28 protein-coding genes and 1 pseudogene are annotated in these 25,648 nt (G+C 65.6%); 7 read left to right on the forward strand and 22 right to left on the reverse strand.

Translation table 11 applies throughout. The features are described 5' to 3' along the window. Window position 1: 1 nt before the first annotated feature. From ACSHT2_RS08720 to ACSHT2_RS08735, 4 genes are all read right to left on the reverse strand, one after another. Complete coding sequence (locus ACSHT2_RS08720) at window positions 2-1,504, reverse strand: glycosyltransferase family 39 protein (RefSeq protein WP_440641207.1); 1,503 nt, start codon at window positions 1,502-1,504, stop codon at window positions 2-4. Between the two features lie 6 nt (window positions 1,505-1,510). Next, window positions 1,511-2,644, reverse strand: a complete 1,134-nt coding sequence (locus tag ACSHT2_RS08725) for a glycosyltransferase family 2 protein (protein ID WP_440641208.1) — start codon at window positions 2,642-2,644, stop codon at window positions 1,511-1,513. A gap of 239 nt (window positions 2,645-2,883) precedes the next feature. Then, on the reverse strand, window positions 2,884-3,087 hold the full coding sequence (locus ACSHT2_RS08730) for a hypothetical protein (protein ID WP_440641209.1): 204 nt from the start codon (window positions 3,085-3,087) through the stop codon (window positions 2,884-2,886). A gap of 151 nt (window positions 3,088-3,238) precedes the next feature. Beyond that, complete coding sequence (locus tag ACSHT2_RS08735) at window positions 3,239-3,604, reverse strand: hypothetical protein (protein WP_440641210.1); 366 nt, start codon at window positions 3,602-3,604, stop codon at window positions 3,239-3,241. Between the two features lie 114 nt (window positions 3,605-3,718). On the opposite strand from ACSHT2_RS08735, the gene ACSHT2_RS08740 reads away from it, so the two are divergent. Both ACSHT2_RS08740 and ACSHT2_RS08745 read left to right on the forward strand, forming a co-directional pair. Continuing rightward, the gene (locus tag ACSHT2_RS08740; RefSeq protein WP_440641211.1) at window positions 3,719-4,540 is read left to right on the forward strand and encodes a DUF72 domain-containing protein; all 822 of its coding nucleotides are present in this window, start codon (window positions 3,719-3,721) and stop codon (window positions 4,538-4,540) included. 153 nt (window positions 4,541-4,693) lie between these two features. Beyond that, a pseudogene (locus ACSHT2_RS08745) lies at window positions 4,694-5,156 on the forward strand (DUF488 domain-containing protein). Between the two features lie 115 nt (window positions 5,157-5,271). On the opposite strand, the gene ACSHT2_RS08750 reads toward ACSHT2_RS08745, so the two are convergent. The 6 genes from ACSHT2_RS08750 to ACSHT2_RS08775 all read right to left on the reverse strand — a co-directional run bounded on the left by ACSHT2_RS08750 (window position 5,272) and on the right by ACSHT2_RS08775 (window position 11,450). Then, window positions 5,272-6,186 (reverse strand): PhzF family phenazine biosynthesis protein, encoded by a 915-nt coding sequence (locus ACSHT2_RS08750; protein ID WP_440641212.1) that lies wholly within the window; start codon window positions 6,184-6,186, stop codon window positions 5,272-5,274. A gap of 152 nt (window positions 6,187-6,338) precedes the next feature. Further along, the gene (locus tag ACSHT2_RS08755) at window positions 6,339-7,646 is read right to left on the reverse strand and encodes an adenylate/guanylate cyclase domain-containing protein (protein WP_440642802.1); all 1,308 of its coding nucleotides are present in this window, start codon (window positions 7,644-7,646) and stop codon (window positions 6,339-6,341) included. 105 nt (window positions 7,647-7,751) lie between these two features. Further along, window positions 7,752-8,915 carry an ABC transporter permease gene (locus ACSHT2_RS08760; protein ID WP_440641213.1) on the reverse strand — a complete coding sequence of 388 codons (1,164 nt, stop codon included), beginning with the start codon at window positions 8,913-8,915 and terminating at the stop codon, window positions 7,752-7,754. Continuing rightward, window positions 8,912-9,844: an ABC transporter ATP-binding protein gene (locus ACSHT2_RS08765; protein ID WP_440641214.1), complete on the reverse strand. Its 933-nt coding sequence runs from the start codon at window positions 9,842-9,844 to the stop codon at window positions 8,912-8,914. The genes ACSHT2_RS08760 and ACSHT2_RS08765 overlap by 4 nt, the downstream gene beginning before the upstream one ends. Then, window positions 9,841-10,758 (reverse strand): HlyD family secretion protein, encoded by a 918-nt coding sequence (locus ACSHT2_RS08770; protein WP_440641215.1) that lies wholly within the window; start codon window positions 10,756-10,758, stop codon window positions 9,841-9,843. Before ACSHT2_RS08770 ends, ACSHT2_RS08765 begins: the two co-directional genes overlap by 4 nt. After that, window positions 10,755-11,450, reverse strand: coding sequence for a TetR/AcrR family transcriptional regulator (locus tag ACSHT2_RS08775; RefSeq protein ID WP_440641216.1), 696 nt, complete (start codon window positions 11,448-11,450; stop codon window positions 10,755-10,757). The genes ACSHT2_RS08770 and ACSHT2_RS08775 overlap by 4 nt, the downstream gene beginning before the upstream one ends. Window positions 11,451-11,558: 108 nt before the next feature. On the opposite strand from ACSHT2_RS08775, the gene ACSHT2_RS08780 reads away from it, so the two are divergent. The 3 genes from ACSHT2_RS08780 to ACSHT2_RS08790 are packed head-to-tail and all read left to right on the forward strand — an operon-like array spanning window position 11,559 to window position 12,781. Next, a complete protein-coding gene (locus ACSHT2_RS08780; RefSeq protein ID WP_370140488.1) occupies window positions 11,559-11,894 on the forward strand; it encodes an ArsR/SmtB family transcription factor in 336 nt (111 codons plus the stop codon). Further along, window positions 11,891-12,352 carry an SRPBCC family protein gene (locus ACSHT2_RS08785; protein ID WP_440641217.1) on the forward strand — a complete coding sequence of 154 codons (462 nt, stop codon included), beginning with the start codon at window positions 11,891-11,893 and terminating at the stop codon, window positions 12,350-12,352. Before ACSHT2_RS08780 ends, ACSHT2_RS08785 begins: the two co-directional genes overlap by 4 nt. A 15-nt stretch (window positions 12,353-12,367) precedes the next feature. Next, the gene (locus ACSHT2_RS08790) at window positions 12,368-12,781 is read left to right on the forward strand and encodes a GFA family protein (protein WP_440641218.1); all 414 of its coding nucleotides are present in this window, start codon (window positions 12,368-12,370) and stop codon (window positions 12,779-12,781) included. A gap of 32 nt (window positions 12,782-12,813) precedes the next feature. Here ACSHT2_RS08790 and ACSHT2_RS08795 read toward each other — a convergent pair whose 3' ends face one another. The 12 genes from ACSHT2_RS08795 to ACSHT2_RS08850 all read right to left on the reverse strand — a co-directional run bounded on the left by ACSHT2_RS08795 (window position 12,814) and on the right by ACSHT2_RS08850 (window position 23,302). Then, window positions 12,814-14,094 carry a family 4 glycosyl hydrolase gene (locus ACSHT2_RS08795; protein ID WP_440641219.1) on the reverse strand — a complete coding sequence of 427 codons (1,281 nt, stop codon included), beginning with the start codon at window positions 14,092-14,094 and terminating at the stop codon, window positions 12,814-12,816. 19 nt (window positions 14,095-14,113) lie between these two features. Beyond that, window positions 14,114-15,139 (reverse strand): alcohol dehydrogenase AdhP, encoded by a 1,026-nt coding sequence (gene adhP, locus ACSHT2_RS08800; RefSeq protein ID WP_440641220.1) that lies wholly within the window; start codon window positions 15,137-15,139, stop codon window positions 14,114-14,116. Between the two features lie 137 nt (window positions 15,140-15,276). After that, entirely contained in the window at window positions 15,277-15,687 is a 411-nt protein-coding gene (locus tag ACSHT2_RS08805) for a DUF2000 family protein (RefSeq protein ID WP_440641221.1), read from the reverse strand. Between the two features lie 161 nt (window positions 15,688-15,848). Further along, a complete protein-coding gene (locus tag ACSHT2_RS08810; protein ID WP_440641222.1) occupies window positions 15,849-16,238 on the reverse strand; it encodes a DUF4189 domain-containing protein in 390 nt (129 codons plus the stop codon). Window positions 16,239-16,431: 193 nt separating this feature from the next. Next, window positions 16,432-18,036 carry an NTP transferase domain-containing protein gene (locus ACSHT2_RS08815; protein ID WP_440641223.1) on the reverse strand — a complete coding sequence of 535 codons (1,605 nt, stop codon included), beginning with the start codon at window positions 18,034-18,036 and terminating at the stop codon, window positions 16,432-16,434. Next, complete coding sequence (locus tag ACSHT2_RS08820) at window positions 18,033-18,734, reverse strand: XdhC family protein (RefSeq protein ID WP_440641224.1); 702 nt, start codon at window positions 18,732-18,734, stop codon at window positions 18,033-18,035. Before ACSHT2_RS08820 ends, ACSHT2_RS08815 begins: the two co-directional genes overlap by 4 nt. 2 nt (window positions 18,735-18,736) lie before the next feature. Then, window positions 18,737-19,060 carry an XdhC family protein gene (locus tag ACSHT2_RS08825; RefSeq protein WP_007602422.1) on the reverse strand — a complete coding sequence of 108 codons (324 nt, stop codon included), beginning with the start codon at window positions 19,058-19,060 and terminating at the stop codon, window positions 18,737-18,739. Between the two features lie 10 nt (window positions 19,061-19,070). Beyond that, window positions 19,071-20,273 carry a vWA domain-containing protein gene (locus ACSHT2_RS08830; RefSeq protein WP_440641225.1) on the reverse strand — a complete coding sequence of 401 codons (1,203 nt, stop codon included), beginning with the start codon at window positions 20,271-20,273 and terminating at the stop codon, window positions 19,071-19,073. Between the two features lie 143 nt (window positions 20,274-20,416). Then, a complete protein-coding gene (locus ACSHT2_RS08835) occupies window positions 20,417-21,340 on the reverse strand; it encodes an AAA family ATPase (protein ID WP_440641226.1) in 924 nt (307 codons plus the stop codon). A 60-nt stretch (window positions 21,341-21,400) separates the two neighbouring features. Continuing rightward, entirely contained in the window at window positions 21,401-22,207 is an 807-nt protein-coding gene (locus tag ACSHT2_RS08840) for an FAD binding domain-containing protein (protein WP_440641227.1), read from the reverse strand. Window positions 22,208-22,234: 27 nt separating this feature from the next. After that, the gene (locus ACSHT2_RS08845; protein ID WP_212288800.1) at window positions 22,235-22,720 is read right to left on the reverse strand and encodes a (2Fe-2S)-binding protein; all 486 of its coding nucleotides are present in this window, start codon (window positions 22,718-22,720) and stop codon (window positions 22,235-22,237) included. 135 nt (window positions 22,721-22,855) lie between these two features. After that, window positions 22,856-23,302: an SRPBCC family protein gene (locus ACSHT2_RS08850; RefSeq protein WP_440641228.1), complete on the reverse strand. Its 447-nt coding sequence runs from the start codon at window positions 23,300-23,302 to the stop codon at window positions 22,856-22,858. 172 nt (window positions 23,303-23,474) lie between these two features. Here ACSHT2_RS08850 and ACSHT2_RS08855 point away from each other — a divergent pair, with 172 nt between their 5' ends. Together ACSHT2_RS08855 and pcaD are read left to right on the forward strand one after the other, a co-directional pair. Further along, window positions 23,475-24,830, forward strand: a complete 1,356-nt coding sequence (locus ACSHT2_RS08855; RefSeq protein ID WP_440641229.1) for a 3-carboxy-cis,cis-muconate cycloisomerase — start codon at window positions 23,475-23,477, stop codon at window positions 24,828-24,830. Between the two features lie 27 nt (window positions 24,831-24,857). Beyond that, window positions 24,858-25,640, forward strand: a complete 783-nt coding sequence (gene pcaD, locus ACSHT2_RS08860; RefSeq protein ID WP_440641230.1) for a 3-oxoadipate enol-lactonase — start codon at window positions 24,858-24,860, stop codon at window positions 25,638-25,640. The last annotated feature ends 8 nt before the right edge of the window (window positions 25,641-25,648 follow it).

A 25,648-nucleotide genomic window follows, 5' to 3' on the forward strand; every position in this document is an offset into this window, starting at 1 on the left:
GCTACCGCGCCTCCGGCGGCGGCGAGCGATCCAGCACGTCGCCCTTGGCGCCCTCGAGCAAATCGATGCCGTAGGTTTCGACCACGAGCGGCCCGCGCTTGCGCTGCAATTGCGCAATCTGCGTCACCTGCGCAAAGAGAGCGTTGAGGGCGGGATGGCCTCCTGCGCGCAGCTCGTCGACATAGAGCAGCTTGCCGGCGAGCAGCCCGGGATCGGGCTCGGGCATGTTGACCCAGCGGATGCGCTGGGTTTGCTGCGCTACGCAAGTGCCACGCGGCAGATAGAAGGCGAGCCAACCCGTGGTGCCGTAGTCCTGCGCGAGCACACAGGTCGCACCACTGCGTGCGCGCACCGTTTCGATTTCGGCGGCAAGCTCGCGCCAGCCGACACCGACGCTGCGTACCGTGGCATCGCGGCGATATCCGGACAGCCAGCCGGTATTGGCCTGCACGATCAGGGCCGCAAACATCACGATGCCCGTTGGCGCGGCCCAGCGCAGGCAGAAATCGGCCAGGCGCCGCTGTCGCGGCTTCCACTGCACGAGGTTGGCGGCGGCGGCCGCGGCGATGACGAAAGGCGGATAGACCGGCGCGAACCAGTTGGCCTCGACGCGGGCATGCAGCGAATGCCAGACGAAGTAGGCGACGATGGTCCAGAACATCGTCTCGATCAGCACGCGCGAGGCCAGCGCGCCGGCGCGCCGCCAGGTCAGCGCGTGCAGGCCCATCGCGCCGAGAATGAACACCAGCGGCGTCGCGAACGCGACCTGGGTCGGGATCAGCTCGGCGATGAAGGCGGGGCGGAAGTCCTCGATCCTGGCGCGGCCGAGCTGCTTTGCGAACGAGACCCATTGATGGTCTGCGTTCCAGACGATCACCGGTGAGAACAGCGCCAGAGCAACGAGGCCGCCGAGATAGGGCCAGGGCGAGAGAAACCAGCGCCTGAGCTTCGGCACGGCCGCGAGCCAGATCAGGATCGCCGGCCCAAAGAACATCGCGGTGTATTTCGACAGCAGCGCCGCGCCGACGGCTGCACCGACCGCGAGCCACCAGGCGCCCCGGCCGGTCTCCAGGACCTTGGCGAGGAAGAACAGCACGAAGCTGGAGGCGACCAGCAGCGGCGCATCGGGCGTGACGATCAGCGTGCCGACGGAGGCCAGCAGCGTCACGTTGAGCAGGATGGCGCTGGTCGCGGCCACGCGCGCGCCGCCGAACAGGATCGCGGCAGAACGATAGACCGCATAGCTCATCGGCAGCGCCAGGAGGATCGAGACGAGGCGGACGCCGAGCTCGGTATCGCCGGCAATCATGGTGCCGGCGCGGATCACATAGGCGACCATCGGCGGGTGGTCGTAATAACCGCCCGCCAGATTCCTCGACCACATCCAGTAATACGCTTCGTCGAACGTGATCGGCGTGAACGCGGCCGCAACGAGCCGCAATCCGACCAGCGCGAGAATCAGCAGCGCGGTGTTGCGGACGATCCGCGCGTCAGCCCCGCCCATCGCCTGCTATTTCTTGCGCCAGACGAACAGTCCGGACATCGCGTAGTTCCACACCACGCCCATCAGCGCGCCGGCCATGCCGGCCAGCCACCAGATCGGCTCCTGGTCGTACACCGAGAAGGCGACGCCGACATTGGCGAGCAGGCCGACGCTGCATACGATGTAGAAGGCGATGAGGCCGCGCAGCAGCGCAAAACCCTTCAGCCGCTGGTCGCGATAGGTGAGGAAGTTGTTGAGGATGAAATTGCTGGTCATGGCGACGATGGCGCCTGCGGCCTGCGCCTCCGGGAACGGCGCCTTGAACAGCTCAAGCGCGATGAACAGCGTGATCAAGTGCACCACGAGGCCGATGCCGCCGACCATCGCGAACAGGATGAAGCGCAGCGAGACGATGTCGTTGGTCAGCTTGGCCAGCACGAGACCGAGAAAGTCGAGTGCGACCATCGAATCGAGCTTGCTCTCGCCGTGTTGGCGGGCGCCGAAAGTGTAGGGGATCTCGACCGCCCGCAAGCTGCCGTGCGCGCTCGCAACGACGTCGAGCAGGATCTTGAAGCCGTGCACGGAGAGCTTTGGCGCGAGCTGCTCGAAACGATCGCGGCGGATCATGAAGAAGCCGCTCATGGGGTCGGCGATCTCGACCCGCAGCATCTTCTTGGCGACCTCGGTCGCGAGCGCACTGGCTCCGGCGCGCTGCTTGTTGAAGCCTTCGCTCTTGTAGCCCTCGATGTAGCGGCTGCCGACCACGAGGTCGGCCTGATCGCTGGCGAGCAGCAACAGCATCTTCGGCAGTTGCGTCTCGTCATGCTGGAGGTCGGCATCGATCACGGCCACATAGGGAGCGCTCGAGGCGAGGATGCCCTCGATGCAGGCGCCCGACAGGCCGCGACGGCCGATGCGGCGGACACAGCGCACGCGGCTGTCGCGCTGCGCCAGCGCGCGCACGACGTCCCAGGTGCCATCGGGCGAGTTGTCGTCGACGAACACGACTTCCCACGCGATATTGGCGAGCGTCGCCTCCAGCCGCCGGTACAGCACCGTGACGTTGTCGCGCTCGTTGAAGGTCGGGACGATGACCGACAGTTCCGGCCCCTCTTGAGCCTGCGGCGGGATGTCGGCGCCGGGTCTGATCGCTTCGTTCATGACGGCAGCGTATATCCGCCGCGTCCTGCGCTGCCAAGCCGGGGTCTCTGGGGAACGGTCGAAAAGGGGCCCTAAAATGCCAACGACCCCGGAACGGCGGACCGCGCGTACATCCGGCGCAGGCCTGAGCTATTCCAAGGTCGTCCCAGCGACGGAGTTTTCGCTCAACGTCGCCGTTACAAGCTAGATGGGGACGGCAGAAGCACTTCGCAAGGGGGCGAAAACCCCATTCTCGCGCCCTATTGGTTGGGCACTTCCCGGATTATCGGCCCGCGTGGCGCGGGCGCAGCGGGGGCGGCCGGTGCCGCCGCCGGGGCCGGCTCGACCTTCGCCGGCTTGGGCGGCTTGCCGTACTGGCCGATCGGCCCAAACATGACGGCAACCGCAAGCACGATCGCTGCGACGATCGCCCCTAGAACGCCCCCCATCGACTCAGACGACATGCATGCCCATCCCTGCTCCAGATGCGGCGAGTGATACCATGGATGAGCGCGCGGCCGGAAGAGCTGCCGGAAAGGGCGAGTAGCAAATGGGGAGTAGCGAATCGGGAAACCGGCCTCCTGCCCCTATTCGCCATTCGCCACTCCCTACTCGCTATCTCGCGGGCGGCCGGTGCTTGACGAAGGCCATCACAATGTCCTTCTGCGCCGCCTCCACAGCCCTGTTCGCGGTGGCGAGATGGGCGCCGGCATCGATGTTCGGATACTGCGTGGTGAGATAGTCGAGCAGTGCGACCCGGTAATATTGCCGCTCCGATGGACAGGCGCCGGCAACCGAGCGGCCGAAATCCTGCTCCGACAGGCCTTGATTGGAGTCGCGCGAATATTCCCGCGCCAGGCAATGCCAGTAATCGTCGCGGCCCTGCTGGGCGAGCTTCTGTGCGCTTCTCGCGTCGTCATCATCCGCCATGGCAGCAGATGTCATCATGACGAGCGCGGCTCCCACCGACAGCATCCGCATCTTGTTCTCCTTTTTTCGCGGGTCCGGGCGCAAGCTTAGACGGGGCGAGCCAACTGGCCAATCACAACTGGTTTGACTAGGATGGGGTCCCTCCCCGTCGATGCGAGAAATTCCGTGGCCAAAGCAAAAACCGCGTCAAAAAAATCCGGCAACATCTTCATCGGCATCGGCGGCTGGACCTTCGAGCCCTGGCGCGGCGTGTTCTATCCGGAGAAGCTGGCGCAGGCGAAGGAGCTGTCCTATGCCGCCTCGAAGCTGACCTCGATCGAAATCAACGGCACCTATTACGGCTCGCAGAAGCCGGAGAGCTTTCGCAAATGGGCGAGCGAAGTTCCCGATGGCTTCGTATTCTCGGTGAAGGGCCCGCGCTTCGCCACCAACCGCCGCGTGCTCGCCGAGGCCGGCGATTCCATCAAGCGGTTCTATGATTCCGGCGTGCTGGAACTCGGCGACCATCTCGGGCCGGTGCTGTGGCAGTTCGCCCCGACCAAGAAGTTCGACGGCGCCGATTTCGGCAAGTTCTTGGAGCTGTTGCCGCGCAAGCTCGACGGGCGCGCGCTGCGCCATGTTGTGGAAGTGCGCCATGACAGCTTCTGCACGCCGGACTTCGTCGCGCTGATCCGCGAGTTCGAGACGCCCGTGGTGTTCGCCGAGCACGGCAAATATCCGGCCATCGCTGATGTCGCCGGCGACTTCGTCTATGCAAGGCTCCAGAAGGGCAATGACGAGATCAAGACCTGCTATCCGCCGAAGCAGCTCGATGCCTGGGCCAAGCGCCTCCAGGACTGGGCTTCGGGCGGTGAACCGGACGATCTTCCGAAGGTTGACACGGGCAAGCCGAAGAAGGAGCCGCGGGACGTGTTCACCTATGTCATCCACGAGGGCAAGGTGCGCGCCCCGGCCGGCGCCATGGAACTGATCGCGCGGGTGAGCTGAGCGGGCGATGGCCAATTGGGAGCACCAAGGCTTCCTCACGTCATGGCCGGCTTGTCCCGGCCATCCACGACTTGCCTCGCGGCACGAAGAACGTGGATGCCCGGGACAAGCCCGGGCATGACGACCTCCCGTGTCGTGACCTGAGGAGTCCGCATGGCAAAGGCGAGGAAGCTCTTCACCATCGGCTATGAGCAGACGCCGCCCAAGGCCGTGCTGGACGAACTGGAAGAGGCCGGCGTCAAGCTCGTGGTCGACGTGCGCGCCGTGACGTCGTCCCGCCGCCCGGGCTTTTCCAAGAAGCAGCTTGCGGCAGGCCTCGACGAGCGTGGGATCGCCTATGTCCATCTCGCCGCGCTCGGCACACCGAAGGAAGGCCGCCTCGCCGCCCGCAGCGGCCAATACGACGTGCTGGAGAAGATCTTCTCAAAGCACCTGAAAGCGCCAGAAGCCAGGGAAGCGATGGACGAACTCTCGGCACTGGTGAAGAAAGGCCGGGCCTGTCTGCCTGCTCTGCTTCGAGCGCGACCACACCCACTGCCACCGCCAGATGATCGCGGAGATCATCGAGGAGCGCGACGGGGTGACGGTGAGGAATTTGGCGGGACGGCAGGTGTAGCCGTCGCCGTCATGCCGGGGCGCGCCTCTTGGCGCGAACCCGGAATCCATGCACCCACCGACACTGCGGCCCGATGGATTCCGGGTTCGCGCTACGCGCGCCCCGGAATGACGGGCTAAGCCTCTCCTGCCAGCGTGAACGTCCCTTCCATCATCTGAACGCAGCTCCCGCCGACATGGGCGGAGACGATCTTGCCGTCCTGCTTGCGCACGCGGGTGAGAAGCATGCTCGGACGGCCCATGTCAAAACCCTGGCCGATGGTGAGCTTCAATTCGCCGTCGCGCATGGGATCGAGATCGGCGAACAGCGCGGCGGCGGCGACCGTCGCACTGCCGGTGGCGGGATCTTCGATCAGGCCGCTTGCCCCCGGAAAGAACATCCGCGCCTGACGCTCGCAGGGCGCCTCCGCTGCCGGCACATCGCGCGTGTAGAAGTAGACCGAGAAAGCGCCGTCGCGCGGGAGCATCCGGCCAAACGCTGCCGCGTCGGGCTTGGCCCTGCGCACGGCTTCGCGCGATCCCACCTCCGCCACCACGAACGGCGTTCCGACGCCGACGACCTGCGGCGCGTGATGATCGGTCGTGATGTCATCCGCCGCCAGGGAAATGCAGGCGGCGACGTCGGCTGCGGACAGCTGCGCAAGCCTCGCCAGTTTCTGTGGGGCGGTGAGCTCGGCGCTGATCACCCTGCCCTGCTCCCGCACGATATCGACCGGGACCAGACCGGCCTTTTCCTCGAACAGCAGCCGCGGCTTCGACTCCTTCGCGATCGTTGCCAGCACGAAGGCCGTGCCGACATTGGGATGGCCCGCAAACGGCAGCTCCCGAACCGGGGTGAAGATGCGCACCTCGGCGTCGTTGGCCTTGTCGCGCGGCGGCAGCACGAAGGTCGTCTCGGAATAGTTGAACTCGGTGGCGATCGACTGCATCTGCGCGGTCGTGAGCCCGCCGGCATCGAGCACCACGGCGAGCTGGTTGCCGCCGAAGGCGCGGTCGGTGAACACGTCGACGGTGACGTAGCGGCGCTGCATCGTCTCTTCCTCATGCAAGTGACGGCCGCGACCGGCCGCGTCGCCGGCACTCTACAAGCCGGCCGCATCGCTCGTCATGTCCCAAAATTCGGAGCAATCGGAGCAATCGCCGACGATGGAAGAGACCTGCGTGCGGCGACGCATGATGCGCGCTACCCCAGCTGAAACACCTGCATTTTCTGCACGTAGCCGCGCACTTCGACTTCACCGAGCGCGACGGCGTCGCTGCCGTCGTCGCCCAGCGCCTCGCGCACGGATGCGGAGATCAGGAGCTGCGAACCGAACTCCTTGTTCAGCGCCTCCAGGCGCGAGGCGAAGTTCACGGTATCGCCGATGACGGTGTATTCCTTGCGCCGGGGCGAGCCGATATTGCCGGCAACGACCTCGCCGAAATGGATGCCGATGCCGATGCGAAGCGGCCAACTCGTCTGTGCGTTGATGCGGTCCATCGCGGTCAGCATCTCGCGGCCGGCGGCGACCGCCCGCTGTGCAGCGTCGGAGGCCTCCAGCGGCGCGCCGAACAACGCCAGAAAGCCGTCGCCCAAGAACTTGTTCACGATGCCGCCGTGACGGTCGAGGATGTCGACCAGGACCGCAAAGGCGCCGTCGAGCCGGTCGACCACCTCCTGCGGGGTGCGCGACTGCGCGCCGGCGGTGAAGCCGCGGAAATCGACGAACATCACCGCGACACGGCGGAGATCGCCGCCCGCGCTGGCTCCGGCGGCCATCAGCCGCTCCACCACCTGGGGGGAGACGTGCTGCCCGAACAGGTTCGTCACGCGGTCGCGCGCGGTCGCTGCGGCAATACTCGCGGCGAACTGCCGCCGCAATTGCGCGCCGACGGCACCCGCCAGCACGCCGCAGATCAGGATGACCATGCTGCGCACGGCGTGGAAGTAGATCAGGGGCTCGCCGGTCTCGCTCGTCAAGTTGTAGTACAGCGCGGCCGCCAGAAGCCCGGCGGCAGCCACGAAACCCGTGAATGTGGAAAGCCAGAAATCAAGCCGCAGGGTCGAGAGGATGATGAAGATGAAGTACATGAGCGGTACTGCGAAGCCGAGAGCCTGGCTCGGGCCCATGGACCGGATCTGCAGGATAAGGATGACGGTCGGCAGCGAGGTCTCGATCAGCGTGCCGATATAGCGCCTGATCACCGGCAGGTCGCGATCGAGGCGGAGATTCTTCCTGATCTGGGTGTGGATCCAGACCTCGAACAGGATGAAGCCGAGGAGAAGGCCGTAGACCTGAATGATCCCTTCCGTCCCGCGCCAGACCCGGTCGACGACAGCGGGATCGAGCAAATAGATCGCGGTGAGGAACAACATCATGACGCACCCCGTCAGGATCAGCGCCCGCACCCGCAACAGCTCGGTGCGCAGCACTTCCCGCGTCAGCTCGCGCTCGAAATCCTTCGAGAGCACGGCATGCTGCCGTGTCTTCCTGCTCGCAAAACGAACCATCATCCCCCCTTGTCATTCCGGGGCACGCGCAGCGTGAACCCGGAATCTCGAGATTCCGGGTTCGCACTTCGTGCGCCCCGGACTGACGTCACAGGGCAGTTTGCCTCAATCCAGCGTGCGGCGGAAGCGCGTCACGGCGATGGTCATGGCGAGCAGCATCAGGGCCGCCAGCGCCAGGGTGTCGAAGTGCAGGTTCTGCATGGTCGCGCCCTTCAGCATGATGGCGCGGACGATGCGCAGATAGTGGGTCAGCGGCAGACCCTCGCCGAGATATTGCGCCCACGCCGGCATGCCCGCGAACGGGAACATGAAGCCGGAGAGCAAGATGCTCGGCAGGAAGAACATCATCGACATCTGCATCGCCTGGAGCTGGTTCTGCACCAGTGTCGATATGGTGTAGCCGATCGACAGATTGGTGGTGATGAACAGCGTCGAGAGCAGCGCCAGCAGGACGAGGTTGCCGAGCACGGGCACGCCGAACAGGCCGACGCCGATGCTGATGATCAGGAAGGCCTGGACGAAGCCGACCAGCACGTAGGGGACGATCTTGCCGACCATCACCTCGACCGGCTTGATCGGCATCGACAGCAGGCTCTCCATTGTACCGCGCTCGACCTCGCGCGTGACCGACAGCGCGGTGAAGATCAGCATGGTCATAGTCAGGATGGTGCCGACCAGCCCCGGCACGATGTTGAGGCTGGAGGCCGCGGCCGGATTGTAGCGCGCGTGCGCGCGGATCTCGAACGGCATCTCCGGGGGATCGCCGATGTAGAGATCGTGCTTGAGCGCGGTCTGCACGACCATGCCGAGCGAACCGATCGCCGCACTCGCCGCGACCGGGTCGGTGGCGTCGGCGGCGACCAGCAGCGCCGGCTTGTCGCCGCGCCGCACCGCCCGCTCGAAGCCGCGCGGGATCTCGACACCGAACAGCACCTTGCCGGATTTCAGCAGATTGTCGAATTCGTCGATGTCGTGCACTTCATAAAGGAAGCGAAAATAGGCGGTGTTCTCCAGCGCCTTCAGGATCGAGCGGGCGAGATCGGAGTCCTCCTGGAGCAGCACGGCGCTCGGCAGATGGCGCGGCGTGGTGTTGATGGCATAGCCGAACAGCATCAGCTGCATCACGGGCAACATCACGATCATCGCGAACGAGACGCGATCGCGCTTGAGCTGGATGAACTCCTTGACCAGCATCGCATAGGAGCGTCGCAGAAAGCCGAAACGCTCGCGGATCTCGCGTCGTGGTGCAGGATGGTCGACTGCGCTCATTGGAAATTGTCCCTGGAGCGCCCCATCAGCTCGATGAACACGTCTTCGAGCGACGGGTGCGACATCTGCCAGCGCAGTCCGCCCTTCTCGCGCCAGGGCGCGATGCTGTCTTCGAGCGCCGCGACGTCGCGGCCGGAAACATGCAGTGAGGTGCCGAACGGCGCCACCATGTCGATCCCAGGCTTACCCGAGAGCGCGGCCCCAAGCTCGTTCAGTCCTTCGCCCGTGACGGTGTAGGTCGTCAGCGCCGATTTCGCGATCACCTCCTCCACCGTGCCGTGCGCCAGCAGATAGCCGTAGGCGATGTAGGCGATCTCGTGGCAGCGCTCGGCCTCGTCCATGTAATGGGTCGAGACCAGCACGGTGAGGCCTTCGGCGGCGAGTGCGTGGATCTCGTTCCAGAAATCACGCCGCGCCTTGGGGTCGACGCCGGCGGTGGGCTCGTCGAGCAGCAATAATTGTGGATTGGGCAGCGTGCAGGCCCCCAGCGCCAGCCGCTGCTTCCAGCCGCCGGAGAGCTCGCCCGCAAGCTGTTCCTCGCGCCCTGAGAGCCCGAGCCGCCTGATCATGTCGCGCGCGGCGCCGCGCGCGTCGGTGACGCCATAGAGCCGCGCGACGAATTCGAGGTTCTCGCGCACCGAGAGGTCCTGGTACAGGCTGAAGCGTTGAGTCATGTAGCCGACCTGGCGCTTGATCTTCTCGGCATCGCGACGGATGTCGTAGCCGAGGCAGGTGCCCTCGCCGCTATCAGGCGTGAGCAGCCCGCAGAGGATGCGGATGGTCGTGGTCTTGCCCGAGCCGTTGGGCCCGAGGAAGCCGTAGATCGAGCCGCGCTTCACCTGCATCGACAGATCGTGCACGACCTCGCGGCCGCCGAACGACTTGGTCAGGCCCTTGACGTCGATCGCGATGTCGTTGCCGCTGTTCATCGCTTGTCCGCCACGGGTGTCTTCGGGTTGAGATAGACGTCGATCGGCTGTCCCACACGCAAGGCATCGGGACGAGAGGGCCGCGCCTGGATCAGATAGACGAGCTTGTTGCGCTCATCGAGGCTGTAGATGACGGGTGGGGTGTATTCGGCCGACGTCGCGATGAAGTAGATCTTTGCGGTGAGATCGGCCGCGCAATTGTCGCACGTGACGCGCACCGTGTCGCCGATCGCGAGCTTGGGCAATTCGGTCTCCGGCACGAAGAAACGCAGCTTCATGTTGCCGGGCGGCATGATCGACAGCACCGGGCGCTGCGCCGCCACCATCTCGCCCTCGCGAAAATAGATCTGCTGGATGGTGCCGGCGACGGGCGCAAAGCCCTTGCGCCGCGCCATCCGCGTCTCCGACGTCGCCACCCGCGCTTCCGCGACGCGCAGGGCCGACACGGCGGCATCGAGATTGGCCTGCGTGCCCGAGCCGGTCTTGCTCAGCGAGGCCGCCCGATCATAGGTCTGCTGCGCGTTCGCCAATGTCGCCTTGTTCTGATTGAGATCGGCGCGCTGGAGATCGTCGTCGACGGAATAGAGGGCATCACCGACCTTGACTTCTTCGCCTTCGCGGACGTCGAGCTTGGTGACCCGCCCCGCTTCATCCGGGCTGACGAAGATCATGTCGGCCTCGACCCAGCCCTGGAAGCCGGGATCGCGCTTCTCCGTGCACCCGGCAAGCGAGATTGCGAGGACCAGCGCCACGATCGTACCGAGGCGCGGCAGATTGTGCTGTCGATCCCTCACCCTGAGGAGCTGCGAAGCAGCGTCTCGAAGGGCGAGGAGCCACAGCCGGGCCTGCATCCTTCGAGACGCGCGTTCCGCGCTCCTCAGGATGAGGTGAGAGATGGTGTGCGACGACATCATGTCGTCCTCCGTTCGCCAAAAATCAGATCGAGATGGACGCGCAGCATCTCCTGCGCATCCAGCGGCGCATGCCGCGCAAACAGGCCCTGCCAGATCACGGCGATCATCGCGGGCGCGACCAGGATCTGCGGAAAGCGCGCGAGGTCCTTCTGCCGGATCTCGCCGCGGGCGATGCCGAGCTCGATCAGCGCGCGCATGGCGGCGATCCCGCGTGAGACGACCTCCCGGTAGTAGAAGTCGGCCACGGACGGAAAGCGCGGGCCCTCCGCCACGATCAGGCGCACCAGATCGCCACGCCTCGTGCCGATCACCTCGTTCAGGAAGTTGCTTGCGAAAGCCTCGATCAGGTCGCGCACCGAGCCCGCCGGCGGCGGCAGCGTAGTCAGCTGTGCGACCACAGGAACGATGACGATACGCACCAGCTCCTCGAACATCGATTCCTTGTCCTTGAAGTGCAGGTAGATCGTCCCCTTTGCCACGCCGGCGCGCTTGGCGATGTCGTCGAGTCGCGTCGCCGCAAACCCGCGCGCGATGAATTCCTCCATCGCCGCTTCCACGATCGCCGCACGCCGCTCCGCCGCGCGCGTCGCACGGTTCGAGGCAGGCGCCTCTTCGCTGCGAGCAGGCAGAGGGCCCTTGGCACTGGCGCGAGTTGCTGGCGGCAAGGCGGCTTTGGTCGGCTTCATGGTCATTCGGAATATATGACTGACTGGTCAGTCATTGTCAAGCTGGGCGAGCAACCGCACCCCTGGGATTAGATTAGTATTGACTAATGCATTAGCGGACGCTAATCGATCTGCATGATCGAAGCCGCCCAAAACCCCGTCACCACCGTGATGCGTGCCCTCGCCGACCCGACACGGCGCGCCGTGTTCGAGCGCGTGTTCGAGAGCAAGGAGATCAGCGTCGCCGAGCTGACGCGCGGCAGCGGGGTCACTCAGGGCGCGATCTCGCAACACCTGAAGTCCCTCAAGCAGGCCGGCCTCGTCGCCGAGCGCGCAGAGGGCCGCAACGTCTATTACCGCGCCGCACCGCAAGGACTCGAGCCGCTGGTGACCTGGATGGATCATTACGGCGTCTTCTGGCGCGAGCGTTTCCAGAACCTGCGTGACCTCTTGAAGGAGATCGATCCGTGAGCGCTGCCGCGTTGAAAGCCGAAACGAGGGACATCGTCATCGACGAGGTCTTCCCTCACACGCCCGAGACCATCTGGAAGGCGCTGACCAGCGCCCAATTGATCGCGCGCTGGCTGATGCAACCGACCGGCTTCGAGGCCGTCGAAGGCAAGAGATTCACGTTCCAGACCACCCCGGGCGGCAACTGGGACGGCGTGATTCACTGCCGGGTTCTGGAGGTCGTCCCGAACCGCCGCCTCGTCTACGCCTGGAAGGGCGGCGATGAGCGCAACACCGGCTATGGCGCACCGCTCGACACCGTCGTGACGTGGTCCCTCACCCCGGTCGAAGCCGGCACGCGGATCCGCCTGATCCATGCGGGCTTCGTCCTGCCGAAGAACGAGTCGGCCTACACGGTCATGAGCGGCGGCTGGAAGAAGGTCGTCCGCAAGCTCGACGAGATCAGCGGCGAAGAGTGAGTGGGAGATATCGCGATGGACAAGCCCTATACCGGCGGCTGCGCCTGCGGCGCGATCCGCTATTCGATTTCCGGCGAGCCCCTGTTCAGCAATCACTGCCAGTGCCGGGACTGCCAGCGGGAAAGCGGCAGCGGCCACGGCTCGTACGCGACCTTCGCGCGCGCCGGCGTCACGCTGACCGGCGAAGCGAAGCATTGGAACATGGTCGCCGACAGCGGCAACGTGAAGACGCGCGGCTTCTGCACACGATGCGGCGTGCCTGTTTACATGACCTTCGCAGCACAGCCCGACGTCTTCACGATCCGGGCGACAAGCCTCGACGAGCCCGCCCGCTACAGGCCGCAGGCGGTCACCTTCGCCGCGCGCGGTCACGGCTGGGACCGTCTTGACCCCGACCTGACGAAATTTGCAGGCATGCCGCCGGTGTAAGGTACGGCGCGCTGGGGGTGGTGGTCGGTCGCTCAGATGCATGGCCGGATGTAAGGTCGGTTGATCTCCCACAACTCCTCGAGCAGGCCGCGCGCGGCCTGCTCGGAATGGATGACGGGGTCGAGCAGCAGCGCTTGCAGCGCCATTTCCTTCGAGGCATGCATCGCCGCCTCCACCGCCATCTGCTGAACCTGAACCTGGGTCGTCATCAGCTTGGCCACGCCATCGGGCAGCGGCCCGAGCGAGACAGGATGGATGCCCGCGGCATCTACCACCACCGGCACCTCGACCGCGGCATCGGCCGGCAGGTTCGGGATCACCTGTCGATTGTGGACGACGGCGGATTCGATGAGTTGCTTGCGGTTATGAACGATGGCGGCGATGATGCCGATCGCGCGTTCCCCCGACGGCACCGACCACCAGTCCGGCACATCGGCACGACCGGCGAGCACGTCATCAATTATCCGCGTCAGTTTCGCGCGTTCGCTCTCGTCCCAGTCAAAGTTGTAGCCACCCTCGCCGGCCTCCCAGCCGAACGAGAGATACTCGCCGACGTGACCGTCGCCGCAGCCGAGCCAGTAGCCGAAGGCATGCAACAGCTTGCGCGTCAGGGGTGAGAAGGTGGGATCGAAATCCCGCTCCTTCTCACGCAACAGCGGATAGAGGTCCTCGCCCGTCTCGCGATCCCGGATCTCGGTCAGGCATTGGAAGTGATTGAGGCCTGCACCCCACACATCCACTCGGCTTTCCGGCATCCCCAGGATTCGGGCGACATCGCCGCGCGCAAGGAATATTCCGTGGCAGAGGCCGACGCTGCGAATCCTGCTATACCGCCCGAGCGCCAGGATGATGCGGCTTTCCGGATTGGAGAAGTTGATGAAGGTCGCGCGCGGGCAGCGGAGCTCCATCTCGCGCACGAAGTCGAAGACCACCGGCAAGGTGCGCAGCGTGAAGAACAAGCCGCCGGGCCCACCGTTCTCACCCAGCGTATGATGGATGCCAAACTTGCGCGGAATCTCGAAATCGAGCCGCCACAGCCGATTGCGATCGATGGCGGTGGAATGCACGACGAACTCTGCCCCGTCGAGCGCCGCGCGCCAATCCGTCGTGGCCTCGATGGCATAGCCGGCGCCGGATCTCTCGTTGAGCAGTCTCGCGAGCCGCCTCGACCGGCCGAGCCGGTCGACGTTTCGTCCGACCAGGACCAGTGTTGAACCGGCCAGATCGCGGGTCGAGAACAGGTCCCGGAACATGCTCATCCCAAAGGATGCGCTGCTGGCACCGAGAAAGACGATCTTCGTTGGCCGGACCATGCCCTGCTCCTTGCAGAGACTAGCTGAAGTCGAGCACCATGCGGCCCTCGATCTTGCCGGCCTTCATCCGATCGAAGATGTGGTTGATCTCCGCGAGCGGCGCCTTGGTCACCTCGGCCTTCACCTTTCCGTCGGCGGCAAACGCGATGGCTTCGTCGAGGTCGCGCCTCGTGCCGACGATGGAGCCGCGCACCGTGATGCGCTTGAGCACGACGTCGAAGATCGGCGTCGGGAATTCACCCGGCGGCAGGCCGACGAGGCTGACGGTGCCCTTGCGGCGCACCATCTTCAGCGCCAGCGCGAACGCGGCCGTCGAGACAGCCGTCACCAGCACGCCGTGGGCTCCGCCCCCGGTCGCCGCCAGCACCTTGTCCACAGCGCCGGCTGCGAGCGCATCGACCGCGAGATCGGCGCCAGCCTCACGTGCAAGCGCGAGCTTGTCCTCGGCAATGTCAACCGCGACGACCTTGAGCCCCATCGCCTTGGCGTACTGGATCGCGACATGGCCGAGCCCGCCAACGCCTGAGATCACCACCCACTCGCCGGGCCTTGCTTCCGTCTCCTTCAACCCCTTGTAGGTGGTGACGCCGGCGCACAGGATCGGCGCGATCGCGGCGAAATCGACCGTCGCCGGCAGCTTCGCGGCGAAGGCGGCCGAGGCGATGACATATTCGGCGAAGCCGCCGTTCACGCTGTAGCCGGTGTTGTGCTGGTGCTCGCACAACGTTTCCCAGCCGGTCTCGCAATATTCACAAGCCATGCAGGCATCATGCAGCCAGGCAACGCCGACGGCATCGCCGACCTTCAGATTCTTGACGCCGGGCCCCAGCGCGGCGACGATGCCGGCGACCTCATGGCCGGGGATGAAGGGCGGCACCGGCTTTACCGGCCAGTCGCCGGAGGCTGCGTGCAGATCGGTATGGCAGACGCCGCAGGCCTTGACCTTGACCAGGACCTCGCCGGGACCGGGCTGCGGCACCGGCACGTCCTCGATCACCAGCGGCTTGCCGAACTGTCTGACGATTGCGGCTTTCATGGTGGGCATATCTCTGCTCCCTCGCATTGCGAATGGCAGAGTAGCGGCCGGGCGCGACTGGCACTTGATCCGAGTCAAACCGCCCAAGCGTTGCGCAGCGTGCTGCCGTCATGACAGCGCGATGACAGGACTTCCGCAGGTGAATGTCAGCTATGGAACTTCAGGCCGTCGACGATCTTGTCGATTACCTTGCGCTCGGCGCGCATGGCGATGCCGACGAGATTGAGCTCGGTGCGCGCGACCGCCCTCACCGCCTCGCGGTTGGCCGCATCATGCGTGGTCTTGAACATGTCCTCGGTATAGACGGCTGGCGTAACGTTCCGAGCGAGCGCGCGGTCCAGCGCGCGCGACAACGCCGGACCGTCGGCGCCATAGATCAGGATCGGCTGGCCGATCAGCGCATGATATTTCGTGCCTGAGGCGTCTTCGTAGGCTTCGCCGATGCATTCGGGAAAAGCGGCGGCGATGCCGCCGGTGAGGAAGGAGGCGACGTTGAGCTTCTGCCAGGTCTGAAGATCGGCGCGGATCACGACCGCGATCTTGGTGTCGAAGTGCATGGGGCTCCTCAGTGTCATTCCGGGGCGCGCCATTTTGGCGCGAGCTACGGTGCTCAATTGCGCACCTGAGAATCCATCGCGCTACCGAGCAAGTGGACGAATGGATTCCGGGTTCGATGCTACGCATCGCCCCGGAATGACAGCAAGAGAGATGGATGGAATCAACCCTTGGCGTCGCAGGCCCAGGCGCGGATCACGCATTCCTTGCCACCATACTTGTAGCATTCGCGCGTGGCGGCATTGAGCGAGGCCGATATCTTCGGCTTGACGGCATAGCCGTAGGCACCGCAGGGATTGGTGAGATCGACCGACATCGCAGCGCAGGCGCGCTTCATCGTCACGGTCGTGCAATCGCCCTTGCACTGCTTCTGGGCGGCAGCGCGCGCCTCGTGTTCGGCGCCGTAATCATACGCCTGGCCATAGGCGCCACACTTGCCGACCGCAAAGGCGCCGGCGGCATGGGCTTCGGTGATGTAACGGGCACCGGCGACACAGACGGACAGCGCAAAGAAAAACATCGCGCAACGGCGCGCGACGATGTTCGAAGCCATGGAAAACCCCTCCCCCCAAGGCAGGTGGAGGTACTCTAAGCGGCGGTCGTTTCCAGATGGTGAACGGGTGGTTGAAATCGGAGGCTTGGGGAGATGCCTTGGGGTGGGCAAAGGCGCGAAGCGCCGTGGCCATTCATCCACCGGCTATCGAAAATTGGTGGGCCACGCTTCGCTTCGCCACCCTACGGCGCCCTCATCCCCGCCGCGCCGCTTCCAGCGCCTGCGGCGTGTCGATGTCGAGGAAGGCGCTCTCGCCGTCGACGGGCACTTCGGCCACCGCCTCGGCATGCCTGGCGATCAGGTGGCGCGCGCCGACGTCGCCGTCGAGCGTCATCAACTCCCCGAAGAAGCGGCGCGACCACAGCACGGGATTGCCGCGGCGGCCTTCGCTGACGGGCACGACGATGAGATTGCCGCGGTCGGGTGCAAAGCTGTCGATGAGGCGGTCGATCAGGCCGGCGTCGATCAGCGGCATGTCGCCGAGGCACACCACGGCGCCGCCGCAGGTCTCCGGCACGGCCGCGACGCCCGCCTTGACCGAGCTGGCGATGCCGCCGGCGAAGTCCGGATTGCGGACGAACCTGACTTTCAGGCCTTGCAGCGCCTGCTCGACGAGCTCGGCCTGATGGCCGGTCACGACGATCACCTCCGATGCTTTCGAGGCCAGCGCCTGCTCGGTCGCAAGGCGCACCAGCTTTTTGCCGTCGAGCTCGGCGAGCAGCTTGTTCGGGCCGCCCATGCGGGTCGAACGGCCCGCCGCGAGCACGATGGCCGCGACCTGGCTGTTGCCCTCCGTCTCCGGCTTTGCGCGCGGCTGCGGCCGCGTCACGATTTCCATCAGGAGACCGCCGACGCCCATGCCCATCAGCTCGGACCGCGTCACCTTGATGCCCGCGAGCAGCCGCATCAGCACCCAGTCGAACCCGTTTTCGACCGGCGAGCGCGCACAGCCAGGCGCACCCAGCACCGGCACGCCGCCGGCACGGGCGATCAGCAACAGATTGCCGGGATCGACCGGCATGCCGAAATGCTCGATCTCGCCGCCGATGCCGGTAACGGCCGCCGGAATCACGTCGCGGCGATCGGCAATCGCAGAGGCGCCGAACACAATGACGAGCTCGGCACCAAGGCCGAGCAAGTCCTTGATCGCGGCCGACAGCGCCTGCTCCTCATGCGGGACACGCCGCTCGGCAATGACGCTGGCGCCGGCCGGCGCGAGCCGCTCGGCGGTGACGCGCAGGGTCTTGTCGATCACCTTGGAGGACAGGCCCGGCAGCAGCGTCGAGACGACGCCGACGCGCTTGATCACGTAAGGGGCGATCTTAAGGACGTCCTTGCCGGCGGCCTTGACTGCGGCATCGCGCAAAACGCCCTCGACGCCGAACGGGATGATCTTGACGGTGCCAACCATCTCGCCCTCGACCACCGGCTTGTAGGCGGTGAGCGTCGCGAAAGTGATGGCCTCGTCGACATTGTTGATACGGTCGACCGCGGCGCGGTCGATCACCAGCACGCCGGGCTGCGCGGCAAACAGATTGGCACGGCCGGTGAAGGCGCGCTCGACATGAATACCCTCGCCGCCGATGGCGAGCGCGATGCTGGCGGCCGCGACGTCCTCGGAGACGTCACCCGCCTCCATCCGCACCACGACGATGTCCTTGATACCGGCGCGCTCCAGCGCCTCGACCTCGGCGGCGCCGATCGTCGTGCCTTTCTTCAGCACCAGCGGTCCCTGACGCAGGGTGTGGACGGTCACCCCGCCGATCGCATCCCTAGGGCTCGCCGGTCCGAACTTCATGCCGCTTCTTCTTTTTCTTTTGGAGGCAGTCGAAGCACGGCCGTGATCTCGGCCATGATCGCCACCGCGATCTCGGATGGAGAGACCGCGCCGATCGGAAGGCCAATGGGCGCGTGGATGCGCGCGATGTCGCTTTCCTTGGCGCCCTGCGCCCGCAACCGGTCGGCACGCTTGGCATGGGTCTTTCGCGAGCCGAGCGCGCCAATATAAAAGCAGTTGCGCTCGAAGGCGTGCAGCAGCGCGGGATCGTCAATCTTGGGATCGTGCGTGACCGCGACGAAGGCGGTGTAGGCATCGACGTTGAGCGGCGGCAGCGCCGTGTCGGGCCATTCGGCGATCAGCGGAATGTCCGGGAAGCGCTCGGGGCTTGCGAAAGCCGTGCGCGGGTCGACCACGGTCACGTCGTAGCCGAGCGAGCGCGCCAGCGGCGCCAGCGCCTGGCTGATATGGACCGCGCCGACGATGACGAGCTTTGCCGTCGGTGCGTAGACGTTGAGGAACAGCTTCTTGCCGCCGACCTCGACACTGGCGCTCTTGCCCATGCGGAGCTGCTTCTCCAGTTCGGTGCGCAGCGGATCCCTGGCGAAATCCTTCGCCTTCACCAGCCGCTGCTCGCCGCTCTCGGTGTCGGTCACCAGGATCACCGGCCGGCGCGCGGCGCGCTCGGCATTGAGTTCGTGAAGAATTGCGAGCTTCACGGCTAACCGACCTTCTCGACGAAGACGCGGATGGTGCCGCCGCAGGACAGCCCGACATTCCAGGCGGTCTCGTCGGCCACGCCGAACTCCAGCATCCTCGGTTTGCCGCTCTGGATCACATCCATGGCCTCGGTCACCACGGCGCCCTCGACGCAGCCGCCGGAGACCGAGCCGAGGAAGGTGCCCTCGTCATTGATGACGAGGCTCGAGCCCGCCGGGCGCGGCGCCGACCCCCAGGTCTCCACAACGGTGGCGAGCGCGACGCCACGACCGGCCTTCTGCCAGTCCTCCGCCGCCTTCAGGATATCCTCGTCGCGATCGAGCATGGGGTGCCTCTCAAGCTGCGGAGCGGATCAGGCTGCGGTGATGCGGCGGCAGCGGCTGGGAGAGCGTCATGATCAGCTCCTGGATCGAACTCAAATTATGCACCGGGCGGAATTCGTCAACGTGGGGAAGCATCATTTTGATGCCCTGCGCCTTGGCCTCGAAACCGCCGAACCGCAAGAGCGGGTTGAGCCAGATCAGCCGCCGGCAGGACCGGTGCAGCCGGTCCATCTCGAAGGCCAGCTTGGAATCGGCCTCCCGTTCCAGCCCATCGGAGATCAGCAGCACGATGGCGCCCTGGCTCAGCACACGCCGCGCCCACAATTTGTTGAAGTTGTGCAGCGAGGCCGAGATCCGGGTGCCGCCGGCCCAGTCCTCCACCGAGGCCGAGCAGCTCGCCAGCGCCTCGTCGGGGTCGCGCTGGCGCAGCGCGCGGCTGACGTTGGTCAAACGGGTACCGAACAGGAACACCGAGACACGCTTGCGCGCGTCGGTGATGGCGTGGAGGAAGTGCAGGAACAGGCGGGTATACTCGTTCATCGAGCCCGAGATATCGAGCAGCGCGACGATCGGCGCCGGCTTCTGGATTCGCCCGAGGCGATGGATGTCGATGATGTCGCCGCCGGTGCGGAGCGATGCGCGGAGCGTGCGGCGCAGGTCGAGCCGCAGGCCCCGGGCGTTGGGCTGGTGCCGGCGCGTCAGAAGCTCCGCCTGCGGCAGCCGCATCCGCTCGACGGCGCGCAAGGCCTCGGCGATTTCGGCCGCGCTCATCTGCGCAAAATCCTTTTTCTGAAGGATCTCCTTGTCGGAGACGGACAAGCGCAGATCCTGCTCCTGGTGCTGCGGCGTCTCCGTCATCCGCGGCTGCGACATCGCCTCCTGCACGCGGCGCGCGCCCGCCTGCGGCTTCTTCCTGGCCTGCTCCGGCAGCGGCACCGAATCCAGCATGTGCTTCCATTCTTCCGAGGCGCGGAAGAACAGGTTGAAGGCCTGCTTGAAGATCAGCGCATGCTCGCGGCGCTTGACGAAGATCGCCTCCAGCGTCGTGAAGACGTCGGCGCGGTTGCCGATGTCAATCACCTCAAGCGCATTCATGGCATCGATCACCGCACCCGGCCCGACGGGAATGCCGGCAGCACGCAGCGCGCGGGCGAAGCCGACGATGTTGTCGGCGAACTGCTCGGTTTGCTCCGGGGCAAGGTGGTTGATGGCCATGGGTCCACACTCTCGGTCGTCATTCCGGGGCGCGCCACTTGGCGCGAGCCCGGAATCCATTCAACCACCGTCGTCGCTGCACAATGGATTCCGGGTTCGCGCTACGCGCGCCCCGGAATGACGGGGTAGTTACGAGACGCGCGTCAATTCTCGCTCGTCGCTTCCTTCAGCACCTTCTGCAAGGCATCGCCCTGCATCCGGGTGATGTCGTCCTGATATTTGAGCAACGCACCCAGCGTGTCGCCGACCACTTGCGGGGTCAGCGAACGAGCATCGAGCTCGGACAGGGCGGTCGCCCAGTCGATGGTCTCGGCGACACCCGGCGACTTGTAGAAGTCCTGGTTGCGCAGCGCCTGCACGAAGCGCACGACCTGCTGCGAGAGCTTGGCGGAGATGCCGGGCACGCGCGTCTTGACGATCGCAAGCTCACGCTCGGCGGCAGGATAATCCACCCAGTGATAGAGGCAGCGCCGCTTCAGCGCGTCGTGGATCTCGCGGGTACGGTTGGAGGTGATGATGACGATCGGCGGATGCGGTGCCTTCACGGTGCCGAATTCGGGGATGGTCACCTGGAAGTCACTGAGGATTTCGAGCAGGTAGGCCTCGAACGCCTCGTCGGCGCGGTCGAGTTCGTCGATCAGCAGCACCGGCGGACCGGCGACGTCGGGCTCCAGTGCCTGAAGCAGCGGCCGCTTGATCATGTAGCGGTCGGCGAAGATATCGCTCGAGAGCTGGTCGCGATCGGTATCGCCGGCGGCTTCCGCCATCCGGATCGCGATCATCTGCGCGGCGCTGTTCCACTCGTAGACCGCGGAGGAGACATCGAGGCCTTCATAGCACTGGAGGCGGATCAGCTTCCGCCCCAGCGCCGCCGAGAGCACCTTGGCGATCTCGGTCTTGCCGACGCCGGCCTCGCCCTCGAGGAACAGCGGCCGGCCCATGCGCAAGGAGAGGTAGGTCACCGTCGCAAGCGACCGTTCGGCGAGGTAGCCCCGCGACGTCAGAAGGTCGAGCATCGCATCGACCGATGCCGGCAAAGCACCGGACGAGTTGGGCGTTGAAGTCATGAGAAAGCCAGTCTTACTACGCCCTCATCGGGACAAGTTTGGCCAGGGCGTGAGGTCACCTCACGCCTTGGCGTTGGCGGCGTCGACGGCACGCCGCGTGAGCACCCCGATGAGGTGCGCGCGGTATTCGGCGCTGCCATGGATATCGCTGTTGAGACCTTCCGCCGGCACCGCGATGCCTTCCAGCGCCTTCGAGGCGAAGCGCTTCTTCAGAGCCTCCTCGAATGCGGCGACGCGGAACACGCCTTCGGAGCCGGCACCGGTGACGGCAACGCGCACGTCCGAAGGACGACGCGCCACGAACACGCCGACCAGCGCATAGCGAGAGGCCTGGTTGCGGAACTTGATGTAGGCTGCCTTTTTCGGCAACGGAAACATCACCTTGGTGATGATCTCGTCGGCTTCGAGCGCCGTCGTGAACAGGCCCTGGAAGAACTCTTCCGCCTTGAGGCGGCGCTTGTTGGTGACGATGGTGGCGCCGAGCGCAAGCACCGCGGCCGGATAGTCGGCGGTCGGATCGTTGTTGGCGAGCGAGCCACCGATCGTACCCTTGTGACGCACGGCCGGATCGCCGATCTGGCTCGCGAGGTTCGCCAGCGCCGGGATCGCCTCACCGACGATGGCGGAGGTCGCGACCTCGGCGTGCTTGGCGGTGGCGCCGATCACGAGCGAGCGGCCCTTCATCTCGATCGCGTTGAGCCCCTCGACATGGGAGAGGTCGACCAGATGCGGGGGGCTTGCGAGGCGCTGCTTCATGACGGGAATCAGCGTGTGGCCGCCGGCGATCACCTTGGCGTCTTCGTTCTTCACCAGGAGGTTGGCTGCCTGGCGAACGGTCCCGGGGCGATGATATTTGAATTCGTACATCTGAATGTCCTGATCGCGGGATGCGCGTTACGCGAGGTCGGATTTCGCCATCGCCTTCGCGCCGGCGGAAATCGAGGCGACGATGTTCTGATAGCCCGTGCAGCGGCAGAGATTGCCTTCGAGCTCCTCGCGAATCGTGTGGTCGTCGAGTTCGTGGCCCTTGCGATGCACGATGTCGATCGCGGTCATGATCATGCCCGGCGTGCAAAAGCCGCACTGCAGGCCGTGGTGTTCGCGAAAGGCCTCCTGCATCGGATGCAGCGGCGCGCCGTCGGCGGCCAACCCCTCGATCGTCCTGACCTCGTGGCCATCGGCCATCACCGCAAGCGTGGTGCAGGACTTCACGGCCTTGCCGTCGAGATGCACGACGCAGGCGCCGCACTGCGAGGTGTCGCAGCCGACATGGGTGCCGGTAAGCCGCAGATTCTCGCGCAGAAACTGCACCAGAAGCGTGCGGGGATCGACATTGGCCGTCACAGGATTGCCGTTCACGATGAGGGAGATTTTTGCCATAAGCACTCTCTATCAGCGCCCCGACGGGTCCCGTCGAAGCGGTTCTTATAATTATTCCAACCCATCATATGGGCCATTGTCCCCTGGGGCAACATCACCCCGGACGCAAGCCGCCATGCCGAAAGGCGATAGGTTTCAGCCTTGTACCGCCTTGGCGAAGTTCGAGAAAAACTCGTCGGCGAGTTTCTTGGCGGCGCCGTTGATCAGGCGCTGGCCGAGCTGCGCCAACTTGCCGCCGATCTGCGCCTCGACGTCGTAGGAGAGCAGCGTGCCGCCGTCCTTCTCCGCGAGCTTGACCACCGCGCCGCCCTTGGCGAACCCGGCGACCCCGCCCTCGCCTTCGCCTGAAATCTTGTAGCCGTTCGGCGGGTCGAGATCGGACAGCGTGACCTTGCCCTTGAAGCGCGCCGACACCGGGCCGACCTTCATTTTAGCCGTTGCGCGGAAGCCGCCGTCGTCGGTCTTCTCCAGCTCCTCGCAGCCGGGGATGCAGGACTTCAGTACCTCGGGATCGTTGAGCTTGGCCCACACGGCCTCGCGCGGCGCCGCAAGCTGGACTTCGCCGTTCATCGTCATGGCCATGAGATGCCTCCTGGATCGCGCAACTATAGTGCTGATTCAAGTAACGCAGCGGCGCGGCAAAGGAAAGGGCGGGGCCGGGTCACGTGCAATGCATATTCGCAACTGCAAAAAGACGTGTGGGGCCGGTTGGGGATTGGCACGGCCGGGGCATGATGATTAGGTCGCGCGCAACATGAGCACCTCCCTCTCCCCCCTGCTCGCGCCGATGCTGTCGAGCGCCGCCATGCGCGCGGTCTGCGACGATCGGTCTACCCTGCAGAACATGCTCGATTTCGAGGCAGCCTTGGCGCGCGCCGAGGCCGCCACGGCCGTGATTCCGGCATCCGCCGTCGGCCCGATCGAGGCCGCGTGCAAGGCAGATTCCTTCGACATGGCCGCACTGGCCGAGGCCGCGACGCGATCGGGCAATCTCGCGATTCCCCTGGTCAAGACGCTGACCGCCAATGTCGGCAAGGCCGACGCAGAGGCCGCGCGCTACGTGCATTGGGGCGCGACCAGCCAGGACGTCATCGACACCGCGACGATGCTGATGCTTCGCGCCGGCATCGATGCATTGGATGTCGACCTCAGTCGCGCCATCAGGGGCTTTGCCGCACTGGCGCGCAGCCATCGCAACACCGCGATGGTGGCGCGGACCTGGCTCCAGCATGCGCTGCCGATGCCGTTCGGGCTGAAGGCGGCTGAATATGCCGCAAGCCTTGCCCGCGCCCGCTGCCGCCTGCGGCGGCTCTCTCGCGAGGGCCTCGCGCTGCAATTCGGCGGTGCCGCCGGCACGCTCGCCGCGCTCGGCGACAAGGGGCTCGCGGTTGCCGAACGGCTGGCGCAGGAGCTCGGTCTGCCGCTGCCCGAGGCGCCCTGGCACACCCATCGCGACCGCATCGCCGAGGCTGCATCCTGCCTCGCCATTCTCGCCGGTAGCTGCGGCAAGATCGCGCGCGACGTCTCGCTGCTGATGCAGACCGACGTCGCCGAAGCCTTCGAGCCCGCCGGCGAAGGCCGCGGCGGCTCCTCGACCATGCCGCACAAGCGCAACCCGGTCGCCGCCGCGAGCGCGCTGGGCGCCGCCACCATGGCGCCGCAGCTCGCCGCCACGATTTTTGCCGCGCAGGTGCAGGACCACGAGCGCAGCGCAGGCCCCTGGCACGCGGAATGGCCGACGCTGCCGCAACTGATGCTGGTCACCTCCGGCGCGCTTGCGGCGATCGTCGACATCGCCGAGGGTCTCGAGGTCGATGCGGTGCGCATGCGCAGCAATCTCGATGCGACGCAGGGGCTGATCATGGCCGAGGCCGTCACCTTCGCGCTGGCCGAGACGATCGGCAAGAGCAATGCGCATCATCTGATCGAGGCCGCGAGCAAGCGCGCGGTCGCCGAGAGGAAGCATCTGCGTGAGGTGCTGTCGGCCGATTCGCAGGTGACCGCGCACCTTACGCCGGAAAAAATTGCGGCATTGTTCGAGCCGATGGCCTATCAAGGGGCTTCTCAGGCCTTGATCGACCGCCTGCTCGACAGCCTCGACCGCGAATGAGAACCGATAATACGACGGAGACACCGCATGCCCATGATCGATGCCGACGGTTGCCTGCTCAACGTCTCCGTCGAGGGCCGCGACGGCGGGCCCACCTTGATGCTGTCCAACTCGCTGGGCTGCACGCTTCAGATGTGGGAGCCGCAGATGAAGGCACTGACACAGGTGTTCCGCGTCATCCGCTACGACCGCCGCGGCCACGGCAAGTCCAACGTTCCCCCGGGTCCTTACTCGATGGAGCGGTTCGGCCGCGACGTGCTGGCGATCCTCGACGATCTCAACATCGAGAAGGTGCATTGGTGCGGCCTGTCGATGGGCGGCATGGTCGGGCAATGGCTCGGCGCCAACGCGCCGGAGAGGTTCGGCAAGCTCATCCTTGCCAATACGTCCTGCTACTATCCCGATCCAACAAACTGGCATAACCGCATCAAGGCGGTGAAGGATGGCGGCATCGCCGCCGTCGCCGATGCCGTGATCGCGGGCTGGCTGACCCAGGATTTCCGCGAGCGCGAGCCTGAGATCACCGCGAAGATGAAATCGATGCTGCTCGCCTCGCCGGTCGAGGGTTATCTTGCCTGCTGCGAGGCGCTGTCGACGCTCGACCAGCGTGAGCTGCTGCCCAGAATCAAGAGCCCGACGCTGGTGATCGCCGGCCGCCACGACGTGGCGACGCCGATCTCGGCGGGCGAGTTGATCCGCTCGAGCATTCCCGGCGCGAGCATGACCATCATCGATGCCGCGCACATTTCCAACGTCGAGCAGCCGCACGCATTCACCGATGCGGTGGTCGGCTTTTTGACGCAGCGTTAGCAACGACC

Source organism: Bradyrhizobium sp. PUT101, assembly GCF_052043945.1.
In the GTDB taxonomy this organism is placed as follows: domain Bacteria; phylum Pseudomonadota; class Alphaproteobacteria; order Rhizobiales; family Xanthobacteraceae; genus Bradyrhizobium.